A 20315-nucleotide genomic window follows, 5' to 3' on the forward strand; every position below is an offset into this window, starting at 1 on the left:
AATACAAAGTCTAACCCAATTTTTGTCCTTTTAAGGATAAAAATTGGGTTAGTTTATATAACTAAATATCGTTACTTTGTATGGCGTATTTGAAAGACATATATTATGGCTGAATTTATTAAAATATATCCTGAAAACCCAAATCCAAGGGAGATTCAGAAAGTGATTAAAGTGTTAAAGAATGGTGGATTAATTATTTATCCAACAGATACTGTTTATGGTTTAGGTTGCGATATAACTAACGTAAAAGCTTTAGAACGTATAGCACAAATAAAAGGTGTAAAGCTCGAAAAATCTAACTTTTCATTCGTATGTGAAGACCTAAGTAATCTTAGCGACTATGTCAAGCAAATAGATACCACTACTTTTAAAATACTAAAACGTGCGTTACCTGGGCCTTATACGTTTATTTTGCCAGGTTCTAAAAATCTTCCAAATCCTTTTAAAAAACGAAAAACAGTTGGTATTAGAGTCCCCGATAATTCTATTACTTTGGCTATTGTTGCTGCATTAGGAAACCCTATCGTTTCTACGTCTATAAGAGATGAGGATGATGTTTTAGAATATACTACAGATCCAGAATTGATTCTTGAAAAATGGGATAATCTCGTTGATTTAGTTATAGACGGTGGTTATGGAGATAATGAAGCATCAACCGTTATAGATCTTTCTACTGATCCTCCTGAAATTATTAGAGAGGGAAAAGGTAGTTTAGATATTTTCTAAATATTATTAGCTTTTTACTCTTAGCGGTTTTTTTACGCTATAGAATAAAATAAGACCAATAATCCCTGTTATAAAAAAGCCTAAAAATAGTGGTAATACTGACGTTGTAATAAAACTGCCTATAAAATTAGCAATAGGTACTGCCATCACTGTAGATATAAATCCATTAAGCGCTGACCCGATTCCTGCAATGTGTCCCATTGGTTCCATGGCTAAAGCTCTATAGTTTCCAAATAAGAAAGCAACACTTGCAAACTGAACCATTAGAAAACCAATTAAAACTCCGATTGGTGGATTGACGCCAGACCAGAATAATATCACGTAAATTAAAGAAGAGATTATAAATACAATTAAGGCAATATGAACCAAATTCCACATACCAAATCGCATAACAATAGTACTGTTTAAAAATGTAGATAAGCCAATTGTTACAGCTAAACTCGCAAAAATATAAGGGAAGTATTCTCCTAAATCATATTGTACTTGAAATATTTGTTGTGAAGTACTCAAATATACCATAAAAGAACCCGTCACCAAACCAGAAAGTAAAGTGTAAACAACTGCAGATTTTATTCTGAAAAATGTAATAGTGCCAGACTTAAATATGGAAAGGTGAAATGTTTTTTGATAGGATTTATGTAGCGTTTCAGGTTGCCTTTGCCAAAACCAAAATATAACTAGAGATCCGAAGATTAAATTCACTATAAAAATAGATTCCCATCCAAAATGCATTAATAAAAACTGTCCTAACATCGGTGCAATTACAGGAACCAAAATAAATGTCATAGTTACAACAGAAAGTATTTTAGCCATATGATCTCCATTATATGAATCTCTAACAATGGCAATACTCATAGTTCTTGGTGAAGAAAGCCCTACGCCTTGTAAGAAACGACCAAATAACATCATTTCAAAATTACGTGTAGTCATACAAATAATGGATGCAATTATAAATATTCCAAAACCAAAATAAACCATAGGTTTACGTCCAAAACTATCGGAAAGTGGGCCAAAAAGAAGTTGTCCAAAACCAATGCCTAAAAAGATAGTGGTTATAAGTTTTTGATTTTCAGTATCTCCTGTGCTATTTAAATAACTTCCAATCTCAGGTAATGCAGGTAAAACGGCATCAATAGCAATGGCAACAATTGCCATCAAGGCAGCCATTAGTGTTACAAATTCTAGTTGCGATCTTTTTTGATTTTGCATTGTGCAAAAGTAGTTTAATTCCTGACGAATTTTTAATAGCTCAGATACTAAAATAAGATTTTTGGTTTATGCGATTAAATACGAACGCTCACTAAAAGATGAAACCCTTTATTATTCGTATAAAACAAATGACTAGAGCTTATATTTGCATAAAAATTAAGCGAAATGCAGCATTTTAAAGAAAGTTCTAAGAGTCCGAAAAATAGGAAACCAAAAGTAACAATGAAATCGGCTTTTAAAACCATTATTTGGCCAAGACGTAAATTGGTATTAATAGGATTAATCCTTATTGTTATCCGCAGTTTATCAGGACTTATTTTACCGTGGCAAAGTAAAGTGCTTTTAGATGATGTGGTACCGAACAAAGATTTCGATGGGCTTTACTCTTTAATTGGTGTTGTTATTGCTGCTATTTTGGTACAATCTGTTACTTCCTTTTTATTAACGCGTATTTTGAGTGTACAGGCGCAATATTTAATTTCAGAATTGCGGGCACAAGTGCAAAAGAAAGTACTTTCATTACCTATAAGCTTTTTTGATAATACAAAATCAGGTGCATTAGTTTCTCGTATTATGAGCGATGTTGAAGGTGTGAGGAATTTAATTGGTACAGGTTTGGTACAGCTTGTTGGTGGTACGTTTACAGCGATAGTATCATTGGTCATTTTAATAAAATTAAATGCATGGATGACTTTGTTTGTCTTTGTACCGCTTTCATTATTTGGAATTGTAGCTTTAAAAGCTTTTAAATTTATACGACCAGTTTTTAGAAATCGAGGAAAAATTAATGCTGAAGTTACAGGAAGATTAACGGAAACCTTAGCAGGTGTGCGTGTTATTAAAGCATTTAATGCTGAGGAGCAAGAAAATAAAACGTTTGAAGTAGGTGTAGAACGCCTATTTCAAAATGTAAAAAAGAGCTTAACAGCAACAGCTATAATGACGAGTTCTTCAACATTTTTAATAGGTGTGGCAACAACCGGAATTATGGGAATTGGTGGTTATTATATGATTATTGGTGATATGACTACAGGTGAATTTTTGTTTTTCACTTTAATTTTAGGTTTTATGATAGCACCAATTGTACAAATGAGTAACATAGGAAGTCAATTAACCGAAGCTCTAGCAGGTTTAGATCGTACGGAGGAGTTAATGAATATAGCAGCAGAAGATGAGCAAGAAGACCGAACGATTCAATTGGATAAAGTTAAAGGAGATATTAAATTTAATAATGTGTCTTTTGCTTATGAGGAAGGAAAACCGGTGCTTCATAATATAGATTTTTATGCACCTTCTGGTTCTGTAACGGCATTGGTTGGAAGTTCTGGTTCGGGTAAATCAACAATTGCAGGTTTGTCAGCTACATTTTTAAATCCAGAATCGGGAGAGATTACAATTGATGGTCAAGATTTATCTAAAGTTGTATTAAGTAGTTTTAGACAGAATTTAGGTGTTGTTTTACAAGATGAATTTTTATTTGAAGGGACTATTAGAGAGAATATTATGTTTCCGAGACCTAATGCAACTGAAACACAATTGCAGAATGCAGTAAAAGCAGCTTATGTTAATGAGTTTACAGATCGTTTTGATGATGGTTTAGAAACGTTAATTGGAGAACGTGGTGTGAAACTTTCAGGTGGACAAAGACAACGTATTGCTATTGCTAGAGCAATTTTAGCAGATCCTAAGATTATTATTTTAGATGAAGCAACTTCTAATTTAGATACAGAAAGTGAAGGTTTAATTCAGAAAAGTTTATCAGAATTAACAAATGATAGAACAACTATAGTTATTGCCCACCGTTTAAGTACGATTAAAAAAGCAGATCAGATTTTAGTGATCGAAGCAGGAAAAATAGCAGAACGAGGAACTCATGATGAACTTCTTGAAGCAAAAGGACGTTATTACGATTTATATACGTTTCAAGCAAAAATTTAAAAAAATAAACCTTTCAGGCTTTTATAAGTCTGAAAGGTTTTAATTATTATTTAATAAGCTTACGATTACAAAGGAATATTTCCATGCTTACGATCTGGCTTCGCAACATTTTTGTTTTCAAGCATACTGAATGCTTTTATTAATTTACGTCTTGTATCTTTAGGTAGAATAACTTCATCTATAAAACCACGTTCTGCAGCACTATACGGATTAGCAAAAAGTTTAGCATATTCAGCTTCTTTTTCTTTCAATTTAGCCTCTTTATCTTCCGCATTAGAAATCTCTCTTTTAAAAATTATTTCAGCAGCACCTTTTGCTCCCATAACAGCAATCTCTGCGTTAGGCCAAGCAAAATTCATGTCCGCACCAATATGTTTAGAGTTCATAACATCATAAGCACCACCATAAGCTTTTCTGGTAATCACAGTAATTCTAGGAACTGTAGCTTCACTAAATGCATATAATAATTTAGCACCATTAACGATGATTCCATTCCATTCTTGATCTGTTCCTGGTAAAAAGCCTGGCACATCTTCTAATACTAATAAAGGAATATTAAAGCAGTCGCAAAAACGAACAAATCGGGCTGCTTTTTTAGAGCTGTTTACATCTAGAACCCCAGCTAAAAACATCGGTTGGTTAGCAACAATACCGACACTTTTTCCGCCTAAGCGTGCAAAACCTACAATGATATTTTCGGCATAATCTTTATGAATTTCGTAAAAGGAATCTTCATCAATAATACCTGTAATAATCTTATGCATATCATAAGGTTTATTTGGGTTTTCGGGGACAATAGTTTCTAAATCATCTCTAAGTTCTTCTTTAAGTTCAAACGGAATGGCTTCTGGTTTTTCCTTATTACTTTGTGGCAAGTAGCTTAATAATTTTTTGATATCTTCTAAACATTCTACATCATTGGTTGATGTAATATGAGCAACACCAGATTTTGAAGAATGCACACTTGCACCTCCTAATTCTTCACTAGTAACCTCTTCATTTGTGACTGTTTTTACAACACTAGGTCCTGTTACAAACATATAGCTTGTATCTTGTACCATCACCGTAAAATCAGTCATTGCTGGTGAATACACAGCTCCACCAGCACAAGGTCCCATAATGGCAGAAATCTGTGGAATAACACCCGAAGACTGAACATTTTTATAAAATATATCTGCATATCCACCTAAAGAGCGAACACCTTCTTGAATACGTGCGCCACCAGAATCATTAAGACCAATTAAGGGTGCACCGACATTAACAGCCATATCCATAATTTTACAGATCTTTTCGGCATGAGTTTCGGATAATGATCCTCCAAAAACAGTAAAATCTTGTGCAAAAACATAAGTTAATCTGCCATTTACGGTCCCATAACCTGTTACTACACCATCTCCATAAAACTGTTGGTCTGCCATTCCAAAATCTTTAGTTCTATGTGTTACTAAGGCTCCGATTTCTTCAAATGAACCTTCATCTAAAAGGTATAATACACGTTCACGGGCTGTTAGTTTTTTCTTTTGGTGTTGTTTATCTATTCGTGCTTGTCCACCTCCAAGCTTTGCTAAAGCAATTTTATCGTTTAATGTTTTTATTTTGTCGTCCATGTTTATTTTATTAGTCCAAAACTATTAAGGAAGAAAAAGTTATATGGTTTTGGTGCTGTTTTAATTAAAATGATTCGATTAAATTTTATTTACTGAGATTAGCAATCATTAACTAGGTAATCGCAGTTTTTTTTGCGCTTTTAAAAAGTGTTTCAATGCAATTTTTGCGGCAATTTCAGACTCTAATAAATGTTGTTCTTTTAATAAATTAAATGAGTAATAATTTTTTACAAAATGGGTGTCAAAATTTCCACTTCTAAAAGCATCATGTTCACAAACAAAACGGCCAAACGGTAATGTGCTGTGTACCCCTTTTATTTGGTAATTATTAATGGCCGTAATCATTAAAGCTATTGCTTCTTCTCTAGTATTACCATAAGTAATTAATTTAGATAGCATTGGGTCGTAATAAATAGGAATATCCATGCCTTCCTCATAACCATTATCGACTCTTATATTGTTTCCTTCAGGAAGTTTATAAATTTCTAAATTACCAACACTTGGTAAAAAGTCATTCATGGTATCTTCAGCATAAACACGAAGTTCTAAAGCGTGACCTTTAATTTGTAAATCCCCTTGCTTGATGTTTAATTTTTCACCTCTTGCTACTTTTATTTGAAGGGCTACTAGATCTACTCCAGAAATCCACTCTGTAACAGGATGTTCAACCTGAAGTCTGGTATTCATTTCTAAGAAATAGAAATTGAAGTTTTCATCTAAAAGAAATTCTACCGTTCCTGCACCAACATAATCACATGAGCGTGCTACATTTATCGCAGCTTGTCCCATTTTTTCTCTTAATTCTGGCGTTAATATTGCAGAAGGGGCTTCTTCAATGATTTTTTGATGACGACGTTGTATTGAACATTCGCGTTCAAAAAGGTGAATTATGTGTCCATGAGTATCTGCCATTACCTGAATTTCAATATGTCTTGGTGAAGCCACATATTTTTCAATAAATACAGACCCATCACCAAATGAAGATGTAGCTTCACTTATGGCTCTATTCATTTGAGATTCAAACTCGGCTTCGTTTTCAACAATACGCATACCTTTTCCTCCACCCCCAGCAGAAGCTTTTATAAGAATAGGAAAGCCTATTTCTTTTGCTATTTTTTTAGCTTTAGGAATATCAGTGATCGCCTCATCTGTTCCTGGTACCATGGGAATATTATAATCTTTTATCGTTTCTTTTGCTGCTAATTTGTTTCCCATTAGCTTGATTGCTTTAGAACGAGGACCGATAAAAATAATATTATTGGCTTCGCATAATTCTGCAAAGTCAGCATTCTCACTTAAAAAACCATAACCAGGATGAATGGCATCAACGTTAAGTGATTTTGAAACTTCTATAATTTTATCGCTTCTTAAATACGATTCGTTTGATGGAGCAGGACCAATACAAACAGCTTGATCTGCATATTTAACGTGAGGGGCATTACGGTCTGCTTCAGAAAAAACAGCCACTGTTTTAATACCCATTTTTTTTGCCGTTTGCATGACTCTTATGGCAATTTCTCCTCTATTTGCTACTAATAATTTTTTCATATTATGCTGAATTTATTTTAGTATCTTATTTTGATATTCCAAATGGAAGTTTTTTATTTTTAATGTAATTTCAAATAGTCATTTGTCATTTAGAGAATGTTAATAATGATACTATTTACTAACAGGTTCTCGATAAATTCTGACAAAAAAAGTCAGAACACTCGAACTGACGACAGAATAATAAATACGGCTTTAGCGTGACTTCTATTGAAATTCTTTTTTGAATTTTATATTTCAAATGCGCAGAGCTGTACTATTGAGATGTTTTTATTGTAAAAAAGAATTTTAGATAATTTTGTTTGCGGTTCACAAAATAATCGTATTAACGCTTAGTTTATTCAAATTCAATTAAAAGCACATTTTTATCAACTGTTTCTCTTTCTTTAACCTGAATAGATTTAATAACACCTTCTCGAGGAGAATGAATTACATTTTCCATTTTCATAGCTTCAAGAATTAATAACGTATCGTCTTCTTTAACGATATCTCCAACTTTTACATTAATTTCTAAAATTAATCCAGGCATTGGTGCTTTAATATCATTGACTTGTTTTGATGCCCCTATTTCAAAACCTAAAGCTTCAATTTGCTGATCTACGGTGTCATAAATCTCAACATCATACGTGTTATTGTTAACTTTAATTGAATAGGTTTTTTTATTAAAGTCGGTTTGTATGATTTCTGCTTTTACAGAAGTGTTATCCTGAAGAACATGATAATGGTTTGTTGATGTTTCAACAACGTCTAATGTTTCCATAATTTCCTCAGATATATTAAAGGTATGAGAAGCATTTACTTTTATTTTATACATAAAGTAGAGATTTTACCTGATTTGTTGTTTATAGTTTAATCTATTGCAAAATAAGAAATTTATAAGGTGATTTACCAAATAATATTAAATATATGATATAGTTTTAATTGTTATTGGTTTGATTGTTATTTTATTACGATTTAAAGTGTGAAATATCTTGATGTGCTTTTATTGCTTTTTTTGATAAAATGATTCCGATAATTAAGGAAATAAATGCACCAATAGAAATACCTGGGATGAAATTAATAAATAAAAAGAAGTCGTATGCTCCGTGAAATAAAACGGCTAATAAAAGCCCTGTTAAGTTGAACATAATTCTATGTTTTGAAAATTTTGCTTTCCCCATAAAATAGCCCATTAAAATACCAAAAACGGCATGTGCCGGAACAGCAGTAAATGCTCTTAAAATTGCGATTTCGTAACCACCACCAATTACATACATAATGTTTTCTGTACAAGCAAAACCCATAGAAACCATCACAGCATACATAATGCCGTCATAAGGTTCATTAAATGCTATCTTTGTTTGTGCATAATATTTTACAATAATGTATTTGCTGAATTCTTCAGCTAGTGCTACCACGATAAAGGCTTGAATAAATTGTTGCCAAATGCTAAATTTATCTGTTAAAGGGATAAAGTGGCCTGTAAAAAAATACAACCCAAATACCATTATTATGCTGACTACAGCTCCTAAAAGAAAGCTTACAATGAGTAATTTTTTAGGCTCTTTTTCATGCTTATCTTGAAAATAAATATAAAATATTATGCTTAAGACAGGCGCAATCGCTAGTAGGAGTAAATTCATGAATCAAAAATAATTAAAAAAGAGATAAGAGTTGAATTCTACTTTTACGATCTAAAAAGACATATAATATATTGGTTATAAAATGGCTTGCTAAGACTGCAATTGCAGCACCAGTAACATGCCAAATAGGAATTAATAAATAACATAAGATGACGTTAGCGATACAACCAATTACAAATCTGTAAACGTTTTTCTGTAGGTCGTTACTGTTTATAAGGTGTTTTTCATAGATCATTCCTATAAAAATAAAAAGTGGTGCCCAACAGAAAATTAGCAGAGGTGTTTGTGCTTCGATATAATTTTCTGTAAAGTAGTGAGTTAAAATTAGGTGTCCTAAAAATGTGTAAAGTACACCAATTGAAAGACCTAAAAACAGCATAATTTTTAATAGTTTTATTATTTTTTTGGTGTAAAGCTTATGATCTTTCTGAAAGGATTCTGCTAAGGAAGGATATAATGCATTTATGATAGAAAAACCAATATTCCAACTTAGTGCAATGACTAAAAATTGTACAGTAGCAAAAATACCATTGGCATGATCGCCCAAGAAATGTTTTAGAAACAATTCGTCTATTGTAATGTAAAACATGATAAGACTATTGGAAATGATTAAAGGGAATGACATTTTTAATAATGATTTTCCTAAAGGCCATGAGAACGTCCATTTTTTGAATGAAAATTGCTTTATAGTGTTTAAAATCAGAAAATAGATTAAGCCTTGTATAAGAACATCTACAACGATAAGTTTTGCAAAATAATTGACATCTAAATGATTTTTTACACCATAATATTGTAGTGCTACAATAATAATTAATGTCGTTATTTTACTAATAAAAATAATTTTGGTCCACTTTTTCGCAAGTAAATAATATTCAAAGACATCCGTGAGTTTAAGGAGGTAACTTAGAGATATTATAATGTATAAACTTGTTAAAGGACTGTTTTCAATGGTTTTAAAGTAAACTAAAACTCCGATAAAAAGAAGCATCCAACTTAAAAGTCTTAAATAAAAGGCAGTTGCTAAAATTTGTTCACTTCGTTTAGGCTTAAAAACAATTTCTCTAATACAAATAGCAGGTAAACCCAAAAAGAATAGAGGTGTAAACATTCCCAGCACGGATTCTACAAATTTCAGTTTACCAATATCTATTGGGCCTAATGAACTAAATATTTGAGGAACTATATATACACCTGTAATTAATTGAATTAATTTTTCAAGGGTAAACCATTTGGTTGCTATAAAATCTTTTTTACTAAAAACGGTTGCCATGATATGTGTTAGGGGGCTCAAATATATAAAAACGGATTACTATAAGTGATTTCAAAGTTTATTATTAAATTCGTTTTTTAAGACGTTTCATGACCCCAGAATTTCTACGCCGCTATTACATCTTACGTATTATTTCAAACCCTAAAGTTTATGGTATTGATAAAAACGGTTATGTGCCTATAGAAGATCTACAAAGCGCACTAGATCATATTCGTGCAGATAATTATGAAGACCTTTTATATGATAAACTTAATCAACATAGCCAAAAAACAATTAAGCGTGATTTAGACAAGATAAGATCATATTACAAAGTGATTGTTTTACTAAAACGAAACTCAGGGTATTATATAGAAGGTTATGAAATAAGTGATGATTTAAAAGAAGTTTACGAAAAAACAGAATTATATCTTTTACATCACCATGCCCATTCATGGAAAAAATATGTAACAACGGCACGTAGTTCGTTAAGTGCACAAGTAGATTTAGTTCCATTAATCAATGCAATTGAGCAAGAGTTTTTGATTGACATTGAATATCAAGGTTGGTACGAAGATAATGGATTTCAAACCATTAAAGGTTTTTTTCAACCTTTACACATTAAAGAAATTAATAAGGCATGGTATTTAATGGCGCATAATGCTGACTTTGGTATTTATGCGTTTTGTTTAGACGATCGAATTAAATCTTTAAAAGTTAGTAAGCAAAAAGTAAGAGAGCCTATAAACTTTGATTCTTCAGAATATTTTAAGAATTCCATCGGTATTTTAAAAACGGATATGGATCCAGTATGGGTTCATATTAAAGTCGCTAATCATCATTTTAAATATTTAGAAATCAATCCGCTGCATCATACTCAAAAAATTGTAAGTCTTCCTAAAAATAAGGATACTAAGGATTTGGATTATGCTAATAAAGATATGTGGGGAGAAGTGAAAATTTATATCGAACCTAATTATGAATTTTTAATGGATATTTTGAAGTATAATCTTTGGGTAAAAGTAGTACATCCACAACATGTCAAAACGTATGTAAAAAGGCATTTAGATATGATAGTTAGCTATTATTAATGTTGTGTCTTATAATCAATAAAAACACATAATAAAATCAATTAAATTTATAAATCTAATTATTAATGATTTAGCTAAGTTTTAATGAGTTTAATTCAATAATAATATATAGTGGACATATTCTGTCTATTTCAAATGTAAATTTGAATGATAAAATAGTCAAACTTATTCTTAAGAATATTAATTTCTTAAGTTTAAGATGAATATTCACGATTTTAAGCCATAAAATTAGATATAGGGGTATAGCTAGTGGTCAAGAGGGGACTATTTGACTTTAATCGTGACTTTCTAATAAATCTCAACCTTTATAGGTTGGGGTTTTTAGTTTTATATCTAGAAATTAAATTAATTATTTAGTTTTTTCGATATAGCCTTTAATACTTTTAGATAATAGTTACGGTTGCTTGCTACAAAGTGCATGTTAGTTTCACTATTAATCAATAAGATATTAAACTCTTCGAGCGATACTAATTTTATAGCTTCAACTTCAGAGTCTTGTATAATTAGTGAATTTAATGGAACTGTTAGCTGAGCAATATATACCTGATGAAATTCATTATCTTGAATCTTACCTGCAGCATAACTAGTTTCATGAAGAAAAGTTCCAATTTTTGTAAGATCTTTTGGTTCTAATTCTAAACCTAATTCTTCTTTTGTTTCTCGTAGAGCTGCTGTTATAAAAGTTTCGCCAGCATCTATATGTCCTGCTGCAGAGACATCCCAAAGTAAAGGGTAGATTGATTTTTTATGAGAGCGTTGCTGTAATAATATTTCACCTTTAGAGGTGTACAGCCATAAGTGAATGGTATTGTGATACAAACCTTTAGAATGCGCTTCAGATTTTAGTGCAGTTCTTCCTGTTGGTGCACCGTTTTTGTCAACGATATCTAGAATTTCATCCATAAAATAAAATAGACCTGTCAGATATTTTAAAACCTGACAGGTCTGGTATTTTCTATTTAAAATAGCTAAAGGTTTCTCCGTCTTCTATTTTTAATAAAGTTTCATAAATTAATTTAATAACATTCTCAACATCATCTCGATGCACCATTTCTACAGTAGTATGCATATAACGCAATGGTAAAGAAATTAAAGCAGAAGCAACACCACCATTACTGTAAGCAAAGGCATCTGTATCTGTTCCAGTAGCTCTAGATAATGCAGCACGTTGAAAAGGAATTTTCTTCTCATCAGCTGTATCCGTAATTAAATCACGTAATTTTTGTTGTACAGCAGGGGCATAAGCAACAACAGGACCTTTTCCAATTTCAGCATAACCTTGCGTCTTTTGGTCAATCATAGGTGTTGTTGTATCATGGGTAACATCTGTTACAATTGCTACGTTTGGCTTAATGGTTTGTGCAATCATTTCAGCTCCTCGCAAACCAATTTCTTCTTGTACAGAGTTGGTAATATATAATCCAAAAGGAAGTGTTTTCTTATTTTCTTTAAGTAAACGCGCCACTTCAGCAATCATAAAACCACCCATTCTGTTGTCTAACGCACGACAAACAAATTTGTCTTTATTTAAGATATGAAATTCGTCAGGGTACGTAATTACGCAACCAACATGAACTCCCATTTTTTCAACTTCTTCTTTATCTTTTGCTCCTATATCAATACAGATATTATCGGGTTTAGGTGCTTGTTCTTTTGCTTTACTTCTGGTGTGTATTGCAGGCCATCCAAATACACCTTTTACAATGCCATTTTTTGTATGAATGTTTACAACCTTACTCGGTGCAATTTGATGATCACTACCACCATTTCTGATAACATAGAGTAAACCGTTATCTGAAATGTAATTCACATACCATGAAATTTCATCGGCATGCCCTTCAATAACCACTTTATATTTTGCTTCAGGGTTTATAACAGCAACAGCAGAACCGTAAGTGTCTGTAATAAATTCATCTGCATAGGGTTTAAGGTAATCCATCCAGATTTTTTGCCCTTCCCATTCGTAACCTGTTGGTGAGGCATTATTTAAATATTTTTCAAGAAAATCGAGTGATTTTTTATTAAGTATGCTCTTAGAAGCCATATGTAGATATTTGATTTATGTAAAAGTAAAAGGATTTATTCAGCTTTAAGAAGCTTTTAGATTTTTTTGTAACAAATTCATCTATTTTAATACTAATAGAATTATAATCTAAAACCATACTTTATGAAGCTTGTAATAAAGAACCTTACCAAAACTTATAAAAATGGTGTTAAAGCCACAGATAATTTAAATCTTGAAATCGGAACAGGAATGTTTGGACTTTTAGGTCCTAATGGTGCTGGGAAATCGTCTTTAATGAGAACCATTGCTACATTGCAGAGTCCGGATTCTGGATCTATTATGTTTGGTGATATCGATGTTTTAAAAGATAAAATGGCTTTGCGTAAAGTTTTAGGTTATTTGCCACAATCTTTTGGTGTGTATCCAAAAATGTCTGCTGAAGATTTACTAGATTACTTTGCAACTTTAAAAGGTATTCGATCTAAATCAGACAGAAAAGCTTTAGTTAAAGAGGTTTTAGATATTACCAATCTTTATGACATGCGTAAAAAACATGTGGCGGGTTATTCTGGAGGAATGAAACAGCGTTTCGGAATTGCACAATTATTATTGAATAATCCTAAATTAATTATTGTAGATGAACCAACAGCTGGTTTAGATCCTGCAGAGCGTCATCGTTTTCTAAATGTATTGCGTGAAGTTGGTACCAATTGTACAGTAATTTTTTCGACACATATTGTTGAAGATGTCAAGGAACTTTGTAACGATATGGCGATTTTAAATGGTGGACGTATTTTAAAACAAGCAACGCCTTCTCAGGCAAGAATAGAATTGCAAGGTCGTATTTGGACTAAAATTATAGATAGAGATGATTTAGAAACGCACGAAGCACAATTCAATGTGTTATCTTCTAATTATAACGAAGATAACTCTCTTAATATCCGTGTGTTTAGTGAGGAACAACCTAGTGAGGATTTTAAATCGATTGAGCCACAGCTTGACGATGTGTACTTTATTGCACTAAAAGAGGACGAACCTGTAACTGCAGTTTAATCCTAAATCATTTAAAAAAAGTACATCTATGTTTTCTACTATATTTTTTCACGAATTAAAGTACTGGTTAAAACGACCAGCGACTTATATTTATATGGCCATATTTTTTATGTTGGCATTGTTAATGGCGGCAACTACGGCTGGTATTTTTGATAGTATTACAGCCACAACTGGCTCTTCTCGGATAGTAAATTCACCTGTTGGAGTAAATGGTCTTTTTAATGGTTTAACAATTTTAATCTTCTTTTTATTTCCATCCATCATTGGTGCTTCAGTAAATAGAGATTTTAAAAGTGAAATGCATTCTATTCTCTATTCTTATCCATTTACAAAAGCGAATTATTTATTTGCTAAATTTTTTAGTGCTATTGTGGTTGTATCACTTATCGTATTTACAATAGGTATCGGTATGTTTATTGGTTTTAGATTGCCTGGTACAAATTCAGATTTGGTAACGGCTTTTAATATTCAATCGTATTTTAATTCGTATTGGCTTTTTATATTGCCTAATATTTTATTGTTTGGCGCTATTGTTTTTGCTGTGGTTACTTTTTCTAGAAATATTGCTGCCGGATTTATAACTGTGATTTTGTTGTTGTTTATTCAAAGAATAACAGATAATTTTTTATACGATCAAGACAGTCGTTACTTAGCATCATTATTTGATCCTTTTGGATCTTCTGCTGTTAGTTATTATACCCGTTATTGGACGGTTTACGAACAAAATGAATTACAAATTCCTATTAAAGAAGTCATCGTTTATAACCGTTTATTATGGTTAGGTGTTGCAACAATTGTATTTGGTATTGTTTTTAAGTTATTTACATTCAGCCAAAACGCAATGTCGTTTTCATTCTTTAAGAAGAAAAAAGGCGAACGTTCTACAAAACGAAACTTTGGTGGTATTACTAAAATCAACCTGCCAAAAGTAGGGTATGATTATTCTTTTATTCAAAACTTAAAAGCCACTTGGAAAATAGCTCATATAGAATTCAAATACATTGTAAAAAGTTGGGCGTTTATTAGTATTGTTTTAGTCGGACTTATTATTGTTTTAGTTGCATTATCTGAAGCCGGAAGCCAAGTTGGTGCATCATCATACCCAAGAACATGGTTAATGTTACAAGGTGGTGGAGTATTTGTGATTGCTATTAATATATGTACATTTCTTTATGCCGGAATGTTAGTAAATCGCAGTAAGATTTCTAATATGAATGGTTTAGAAGATGTAACACCAATTCCAAACTGGTCTCTATTTTTATCTAAGTTTATTGCTATAGTAAAAATGCAGATGTTATTACTTTCTGTCATTATGGTTGCAGGGATTTTATTTCAACTTTACAAGGGCTATTATGATATTGAATTAGGTTTATACATTAAAGAATTATTCGGATTAAAACTGATTAATTACATCATTTGGGCCTTTTTAGCTTTAATGGTTCAGACTTTAATAAGAAATCCATATTTAGGTTTATTTGTATTATTAGTCATTTCTATAGGAATTCCTTTTTTAACTCTAGCAGGTGTAGAGCAGCCTTTATTTAAATATAATGAAGGTTCGGGCTTTAATTATAATGATATGAATGGTTACGGAGATTCTTTGGGTAGGTATTTAGTTTACAAATTCTATTGGGTTCTTGGAGGATTAGTTTTAATGCTTATTGCAGCTTTGTTTTGGGTACGTGGTTTACCAAGTTCATTTGCAGAACGCATTGCAATTGCAAAAGAGCGTTTTAAAACACCTATTGCTATAGCTCTAGTGGTATTTTTAGGTGGTTTCTTAGCGATGGGTTATACTATTTATCATGCTACAAATATTAATAATGATCTTTATTCTTCAAAAGAACGAGAAGAATTACGTGTTAATTGGGAGAAAAAATATAAGAAATACGAAGATTATGCACAACCTAGAATTGTTGCAGTAAACGTTAATTTAGATTTATTTATAGATGAACGAAATTTTGAATCTTCAGGAGAATACACCATGATTAATAAAACCAATCAGGTTATTGATAGTATTTTCTTAAATCATAATGATTACGAGAGTACTTTCAAGTTTAATCGTGAAAACACGCTTGTTTCTGAAGATACACTTTATAATTTCGATATTTATAAGTTAAAACAACCAATGCAACCTGGAGATTCATTGATTTTGAATTTTACAGTAAAAAATAAACCCAATACATTGTTTGTTTCTAATTCACCAGTCATAGAAAATGGAACCTTTATTAATAATACACAACTGTTTCCTAATTTAGGTTATAACGGAGGGGAGCTTTCAGACGATAAAACACGTGAAAAATACGGATTACCACCTAATGAGTTAAGACCTCATCCATCAGATTCTACGGCTTTAGGTAACACCTATATTTCAAAAGATAGCGATTGGATTGATTTTGAAACGACCGTTAGTACAAGTGAAGATCAAATTGCAATTGCGCCGGGTTATCTTCAAAAAGAATGGGTAGAAGATGGAAGACGCTATTTTCATTATAAAATGGATAGTAAAATTTTGAATTTTTACGCTTATAACTCAGCTAAATATGAAGTAAAAAAAGACAAATGGAAGGATGTAGATCTTGAGATTTATTACCACAAAGGACACGAGTATAATTTAGAAAGTATGATGGATGGTATGAAGGCTTCGTTGGCTTACAATAGCGAAAACTTTAGTCCTTATCAGCATAAACAACTTCGAATTGTAGAATTTCCAAGTGGTGGTTTTGCACAATCATTTCCTAATACAATTCCTTTTTCTGGTGATGCAGGTTTTATAGCAGATGTAGAAGATAATGAAGATGGGGATCTAAATTATACCTACGCTATTACCGTTCACGAGGTTGCACATCAATGGTGGGCACACCAAGTCATTGGGGCCGATGTTTTAGGAGCAACAATGTTATCTGAAAGTTTATCGGAATACGTAGCGTTAAAAGTGTTAGAAAAAGAATTAGGTAAAGCACAAATGCGTAAGTTTCTAAAAAAATCATTAGATAGTTACCTTTTCCAAAGAACCTTTGAGCGTAAGCGTGAAAACCCATTAATGTACAATGATGGACAAGGCTATATTCGTTATGAAAAAGGATCATTAGTCTTTTATGCACTTAGTGATTATCTTGGGGAAGCGGTATTAAATGGTGCATTAAAAACTTATGTTGAAAAAGTGAAATTTCAAGAGCCACCTTATACAACCTCTATAGATATGGTAAATCATATTAAAGCTGTTACGCCAGATAGTTTACAATATGTAATTAAGGATATGTTTGAAACGATTACGGTTTATGACAATAGTATTAAGAATGTAACGTCTACCAAACTAGACAGCGGTAAATACAAAGTAGATATTGAATTTGATGTCAGTAAATACAGAAATGACGAAAAAGGGAAACAATTATTTTCTGAAACAGGAAGAGATTCAATTTCATACCTACCAGAAGGTAAAACGAAGCCTATTTTATCATTGCCGCTACAAGATTATATCGATGTTGGCGTATTTACAGAGCATGAAGTTGATGGTGAGATGAAAGAAAAGCAATTGTATTTAAAGAAACATAAAATCACTTTAATCGATAATAAAATTTCTATTACTGTTGATGAAAAGCCTACAGAAGTAGGAGTAGACCCTTACAATAAATTAATTGATAGAAACTCTGGCGATAACCGTCAGAAACTCTAATTTTATTTTATAAATTTTTAGAAAGACCTTTTAAGTGTAATTCATTTGAAAGGTCTTTTTTTATATCTTAATTTTAATGATCTTTAAAGCTTCCATATAAATAGAAGATTTTAAATAATATTAATAGGGATTTAAGCTTATAGATTTTAAATATTAGTAATTTTGAATTTGTATAAAATGAAAGATTGGAACGATTTTAGCGTTAAGTAAATTCATGAAATATATTCTTTATATAACATTATTTTTTTCAGTTGTATTAAATGCACAAGAAGAGAATCCGGTAAAACAAGATTCTACGGCTGTACATTATATGATTATAGAAGGAGACTCTATTCCTGTTACTTCGGTAGATCTTAAAGAAGTTTTAGTATTGCCTAAGTTAAGTTTTGTAGACAGAGAAGCAAGAATTCGTTATATCATTTTAAGACGAAAAACCTTAAAGGTTTATCCTTATGCAAAGCTAGCAGCAGAACGTTTAGAAGCATTACAAAACCGATTAGATAGTTTAGAGCGTAAGCGAGATAAAAAACGATATACTAAAGTTATCCAAAGGTATATTGAAGATGAGTTTTCTGCAGAATTAAAGAAATTAACTAAAACTGAAGGTCAGATTTTAGTAAAGTTAATACATCGCCAAACAGGTAAAACGACTTTTGAACTAATAAAAGAATTACGAAGTGGTTGGCGTGCTTTTTGGTTTAATAGTACAGCTAGTTTATTTAATATTTCATTAAAAAGAGAGTTTATTCCTATTGATGTAGAAGAGGATTATTTAATTGAAGATATTTTACAGCGTGCTTTTCAAATTGAACGATTAAAACGACAAGAACCTGCTTTTGAAATTGATTTTTACGACTGTGTAAGCAAATGGTCTAAACCAAAATCAAAACCTTCAAAATAATAAATATTAACAATGAGAATTCAAACTAAATTCGAAGAAAAACTCAACACTTGGACACATGGTTTTGGTGCTTTTTTAGGAGTTATAGCTTTAGTTTTACTAGTAATTAATGCAGACAATCTTAAGCCTTGGTCTTTATTTAGTGTTATTATTTATGGATTATCTATAATTATTTTATTTTCAGCATCAACGTCTTATCATGCTGTGGTGAACGAGAAACCTAAACGTTATTTAAGGATTGTAGATCATATAAGTATTTATCTGCTTATTGCAGGTACATACACGCCCGTTTTATTATTGCTTTTAACAGATAGCCTCGGTTGGACATTGTTTTGGGTTGTTTGGGGAATAGCAGCTTTTGGTGTTGTTCTAAAACTATTTTTTACAGGTCGATTTGAAGTGTTTTCAACACTTCTTTACTTAATTATGGGGTGGCTTATTATATTCGATTTTACTAATACGTCAAAAGCATTAGGCCCACAAGGTATTCTTTGGTTATATGCTGGTGGATCGTTTTACACCATTGGAATTATTTTTTATTCGCTCAACAAAATATTATACAACCATGTTATTTGGCATTTATTTGTATTAGCAGGTGCAATAAGTCATTTTTTTATGATTTATTTTTATGTGCTATAGAAGAAGGTTTTAAAACATAATTAATCATTTCCATAAACAAGGTCAATGAAATCGGAAGTTTCTAACTTCCCAAAATAATTTTCAATAGATAAGTTTTTTAAGATTTTAGCAATTTCAACTTTATCGTATGGAACACCAATTAATAGATCTTCTAGATCGGTTATAGGTTGTCTTCCAAAAAAGTCTCCAAAGATTTTAAATTCGGAAATCAATCCTTTTTCAACAAAAATACGAAGGTCTATTTCTCCAATAGGAAAACGTTTGGTTCTTTGAATATTAAATTTAGGAGAACGACCATAATTCCAATCCCATTGGTCATATTTTTCAGCTTTTAGTTTATGAACAGCTTTCCATTCAGCTTCAGTTAATTGATAACTCTCAAAGGGTTCGCTAGCCTCGTACAAGCCAACCAATAATTGGTTTTTAAAAGCCTCCATTGAAATAGGATCTTTAAGAAATTCGCTAATATTTGCAACCCGACTTCTTACCGATTTATGACCTTTAGACTGTATTTTACTCATTTTTACTTGAAGCGCTTTCGTAACTTCAGTCATATCAGTATCAAATAATAAGGTGCCGTGACTTATCATTCTTTTTCCTGTAGAAAACTGTGCTGTTCCAGAAATTTTCTTTTCACCTACCAAAATATCATTGCGTCCTTTTAATTCGGCAGTCACCCCCATATCATTTAACACTTTAATTACTGGTGCTGTAAATTTTTTAAAGTTACTGATACTCTTACCATCATGGTTAGTTATAAAACTAAAGTTAAGATTTCCTAAGTCATGGTAAACGGCACCACCACCAGAAACTCTTCGTACAACATGTATATCGTTGGTATCTATATATTCTTGGTTAATTTCCTCTAAAGTATTTTGATTTCGCCCAATGATAATAGATGGAGCATTTATGTAGAATAATAAATAATCGGTAGAAGCGTCAAAATGTCTTAAAATATATTCTTCTAACGCTAAATTTAATTTAGGATCAGTCTGTCCTTCATTATCAATAAAAATCATAAGCTTTATCTTATTTGGTAGTTAACAAAGATAAAAAA

16 protein-coding genes are annotated in these 20315 nt (G+C 31.6%); 7 read left to right on the forward strand and 9 right to left on the reverse strand.

Annotated features, from left to right (window positions below):
* The first annotated feature begins 105 nt into the window (after positions 1-105).
* Positions 106-726 carry an L-threonylcarbamoyladenylate synthase gene (locus HM985_RS14665; protein ID WP_179376970.1) on the forward strand — a complete coding sequence of 207 codons (621 nt, stop codon included), beginning with the start codon at positions 106-108 and terminating at the stop codon, positions 724-726.
* A gap of 6 nt (positions 727-732) precedes the next feature.
* On the opposite strand, the gene HM985_RS14670 is transcribed toward HM985_RS14665, so the two are convergent.
* The gene (locus tag HM985_RS14670; RefSeq protein ID WP_179376971.1) at positions 733-1935 is read right to left on the reverse strand and encodes a multidrug effflux MFS transporter; all 1203 of its coding nucleotides are present in this window, start codon (positions 1933-1935) and stop codon (positions 733-735) included.
* 165 nt (positions 1936-2100) lie between these two features.
* On the opposite strand from HM985_RS14670, the gene HM985_RS14675 reads away from it, so the two are divergent.
* Positions 2101-3873, forward strand: a complete 1773-nt coding sequence (locus tag HM985_RS14675) for an ABC transporter ATP-binding protein (RefSeq protein WP_179376972.1) — start codon at positions 2101-2103, stop codon at positions 3871-3873.
* 65 nt (positions 3874-3938) lie between these two features.
* On the opposite strand, the gene HM985_RS14680 is transcribed toward HM985_RS14675, so the two are convergent.
* From HM985_RS14680 to HM985_RS14700, 5 genes are all read right to left on the reverse strand, one after another.
* Positions 3939-5480: an acyl-CoA carboxylase subunit beta gene (locus tag HM985_RS14680; RefSeq protein WP_179376973.1), complete on the reverse strand. Its 1542-nt coding sequence runs from the start codon at positions 5478-5480 to the stop codon at positions 3939-3941.
* 108 nt (positions 5481-5588) lie between these two features.
* Entirely contained in the window at positions 5589-7028 is a 1440-nt protein-coding gene (gene accC / locus HM985_RS14685; protein WP_179376974.1) for an acetyl-CoA carboxylase biotin carboxylase subunit, read from the reverse strand.
* Between the two features lie 334 nt (positions 7029-7362).
* Positions 7363-7839, reverse strand: coding sequence for an acetyl-CoA carboxylase biotin carboxyl carrier protein subunit (locus HM985_RS14690; RefSeq protein WP_179376975.1), 477 nt, complete (start codon positions 7837-7839; stop codon positions 7363-7365).
* A 133-nt stretch (positions 7840-7972) separates the two neighbouring features.
* The gene (locus tag HM985_RS14695) at positions 7973-8647 is read right to left on the reverse strand and encodes a PrsW family intramembrane metalloprotease (protein ID WP_179376976.1); all 675 of its coding nucleotides are present in this window, start codon (positions 8645-8647) and stop codon (positions 7973-7975) included.
* A 13-nt stretch (positions 8648-8660) separates the two neighbouring features.
* Positions 8661-9938 (reverse strand): flippase, encoded by a 1278-nt coding sequence (locus HM985_RS14700; RefSeq protein ID WP_179376977.1) that lies wholly within the window; start codon positions 9936-9938, stop codon positions 8661-8663.
* A gap of 68 nt (positions 9939-10006) precedes the next feature.
* On the opposite strand from HM985_RS14700, the gene HM985_RS14705 reads away from it, so the two are divergent.
* Positions 10007-10984 (forward strand): helix-turn-helix transcriptional regulator, encoded by a 978-nt coding sequence (locus HM985_RS14705; protein ID WP_179376978.1) that lies wholly within the window; start codon positions 10007-10009, stop codon positions 10982-10984.
* Positions 10985-11329: 345 nt separating this feature from the next.
* Here the strand turns inward: HM985_RS14705 and HM985_RS14710 are convergent, their stop codons facing one another.
* Entirely contained in the window at positions 11330-11887 is a 558-nt protein-coding gene (locus HM985_RS14710) for an NUDIX hydrolase (protein WP_179376979.1), read from the reverse strand.
* A gap of 52 nt (positions 11888-11939) precedes the next feature.
* A complete protein-coding gene (locus tag HM985_RS14715) occupies positions 11940-13028 on the reverse strand; it encodes a M42 family metallopeptidase (RefSeq protein WP_173589144.1) in 1089 nt (362 codons plus the stop codon).
* 123 nt (positions 13029-13151) lie between these two features.
* Between HM985_RS14715 and HM985_RS14720 the strand changes: the two genes are divergently transcribed.
* The 4 genes from HM985_RS14720 (at position 13152) to trhA (ending at position 19258) form a co-directional block, all read left to right on the forward strand.
* The gene (locus HM985_RS14720; RefSeq protein WP_173589143.1) at positions 13152-14042 is read left to right on the forward strand and encodes an ABC transporter ATP-binding protein; all 891 of its coding nucleotides are present in this window, start codon (positions 13152-13154) and stop codon (positions 14040-14042) included.
* 28 nt (positions 14043-14070) lie between these two features.
* Complete coding sequence (locus tag HM985_RS14725; protein WP_179376980.1) at positions 14071-17718, forward strand: ABC transporter permease/M1 family aminopeptidase; 3648 nt, start codon at positions 14071-14073, stop codon at positions 17716-17718.
* Positions 17719-17932: 214 nt separating this feature from the next.
* A complete protein-coding gene (locus HM985_RS14730; RefSeq protein ID WP_179376981.1) occupies positions 17933-18619 on the forward strand; it encodes a DUF4294 domain-containing protein in 687 nt (228 codons plus the stop codon).
* Between the two features lie 12 nt (positions 18620-18631).
* Entirely contained in the window at positions 18632-19258 is a 627-nt protein-coding gene (gene trhA / locus HM985_RS14735; protein ID WP_179376982.1) for a PAQR family membrane homeostasis protein TrhA, read from the forward strand.
* Positions 19259-19278: 20 nt separating this feature from the next.
* Here trhA and HM985_RS14740 read toward each other — a convergent pair whose 3' ends face one another.
* Complete coding sequence (locus HM985_RS14740; RefSeq protein WP_179376983.1) at positions 19279-20277, reverse strand: lipoate--protein ligase; 999 nt, start codon at positions 20275-20277, stop codon at positions 19279-19281.
* Between the last annotated feature and the right edge of the window lie 38 nt (positions 20278-20315).

The organism is Winogradskyella wichelsiae (assembly GCF_013403925.1).
Taxonomy (GTDB): domain Bacteria; phylum Bacteroidota; class Bacteroidia; order Flavobacteriales; family Flavobacteriaceae; genus Winogradskyella; species Winogradskyella wichelsiae.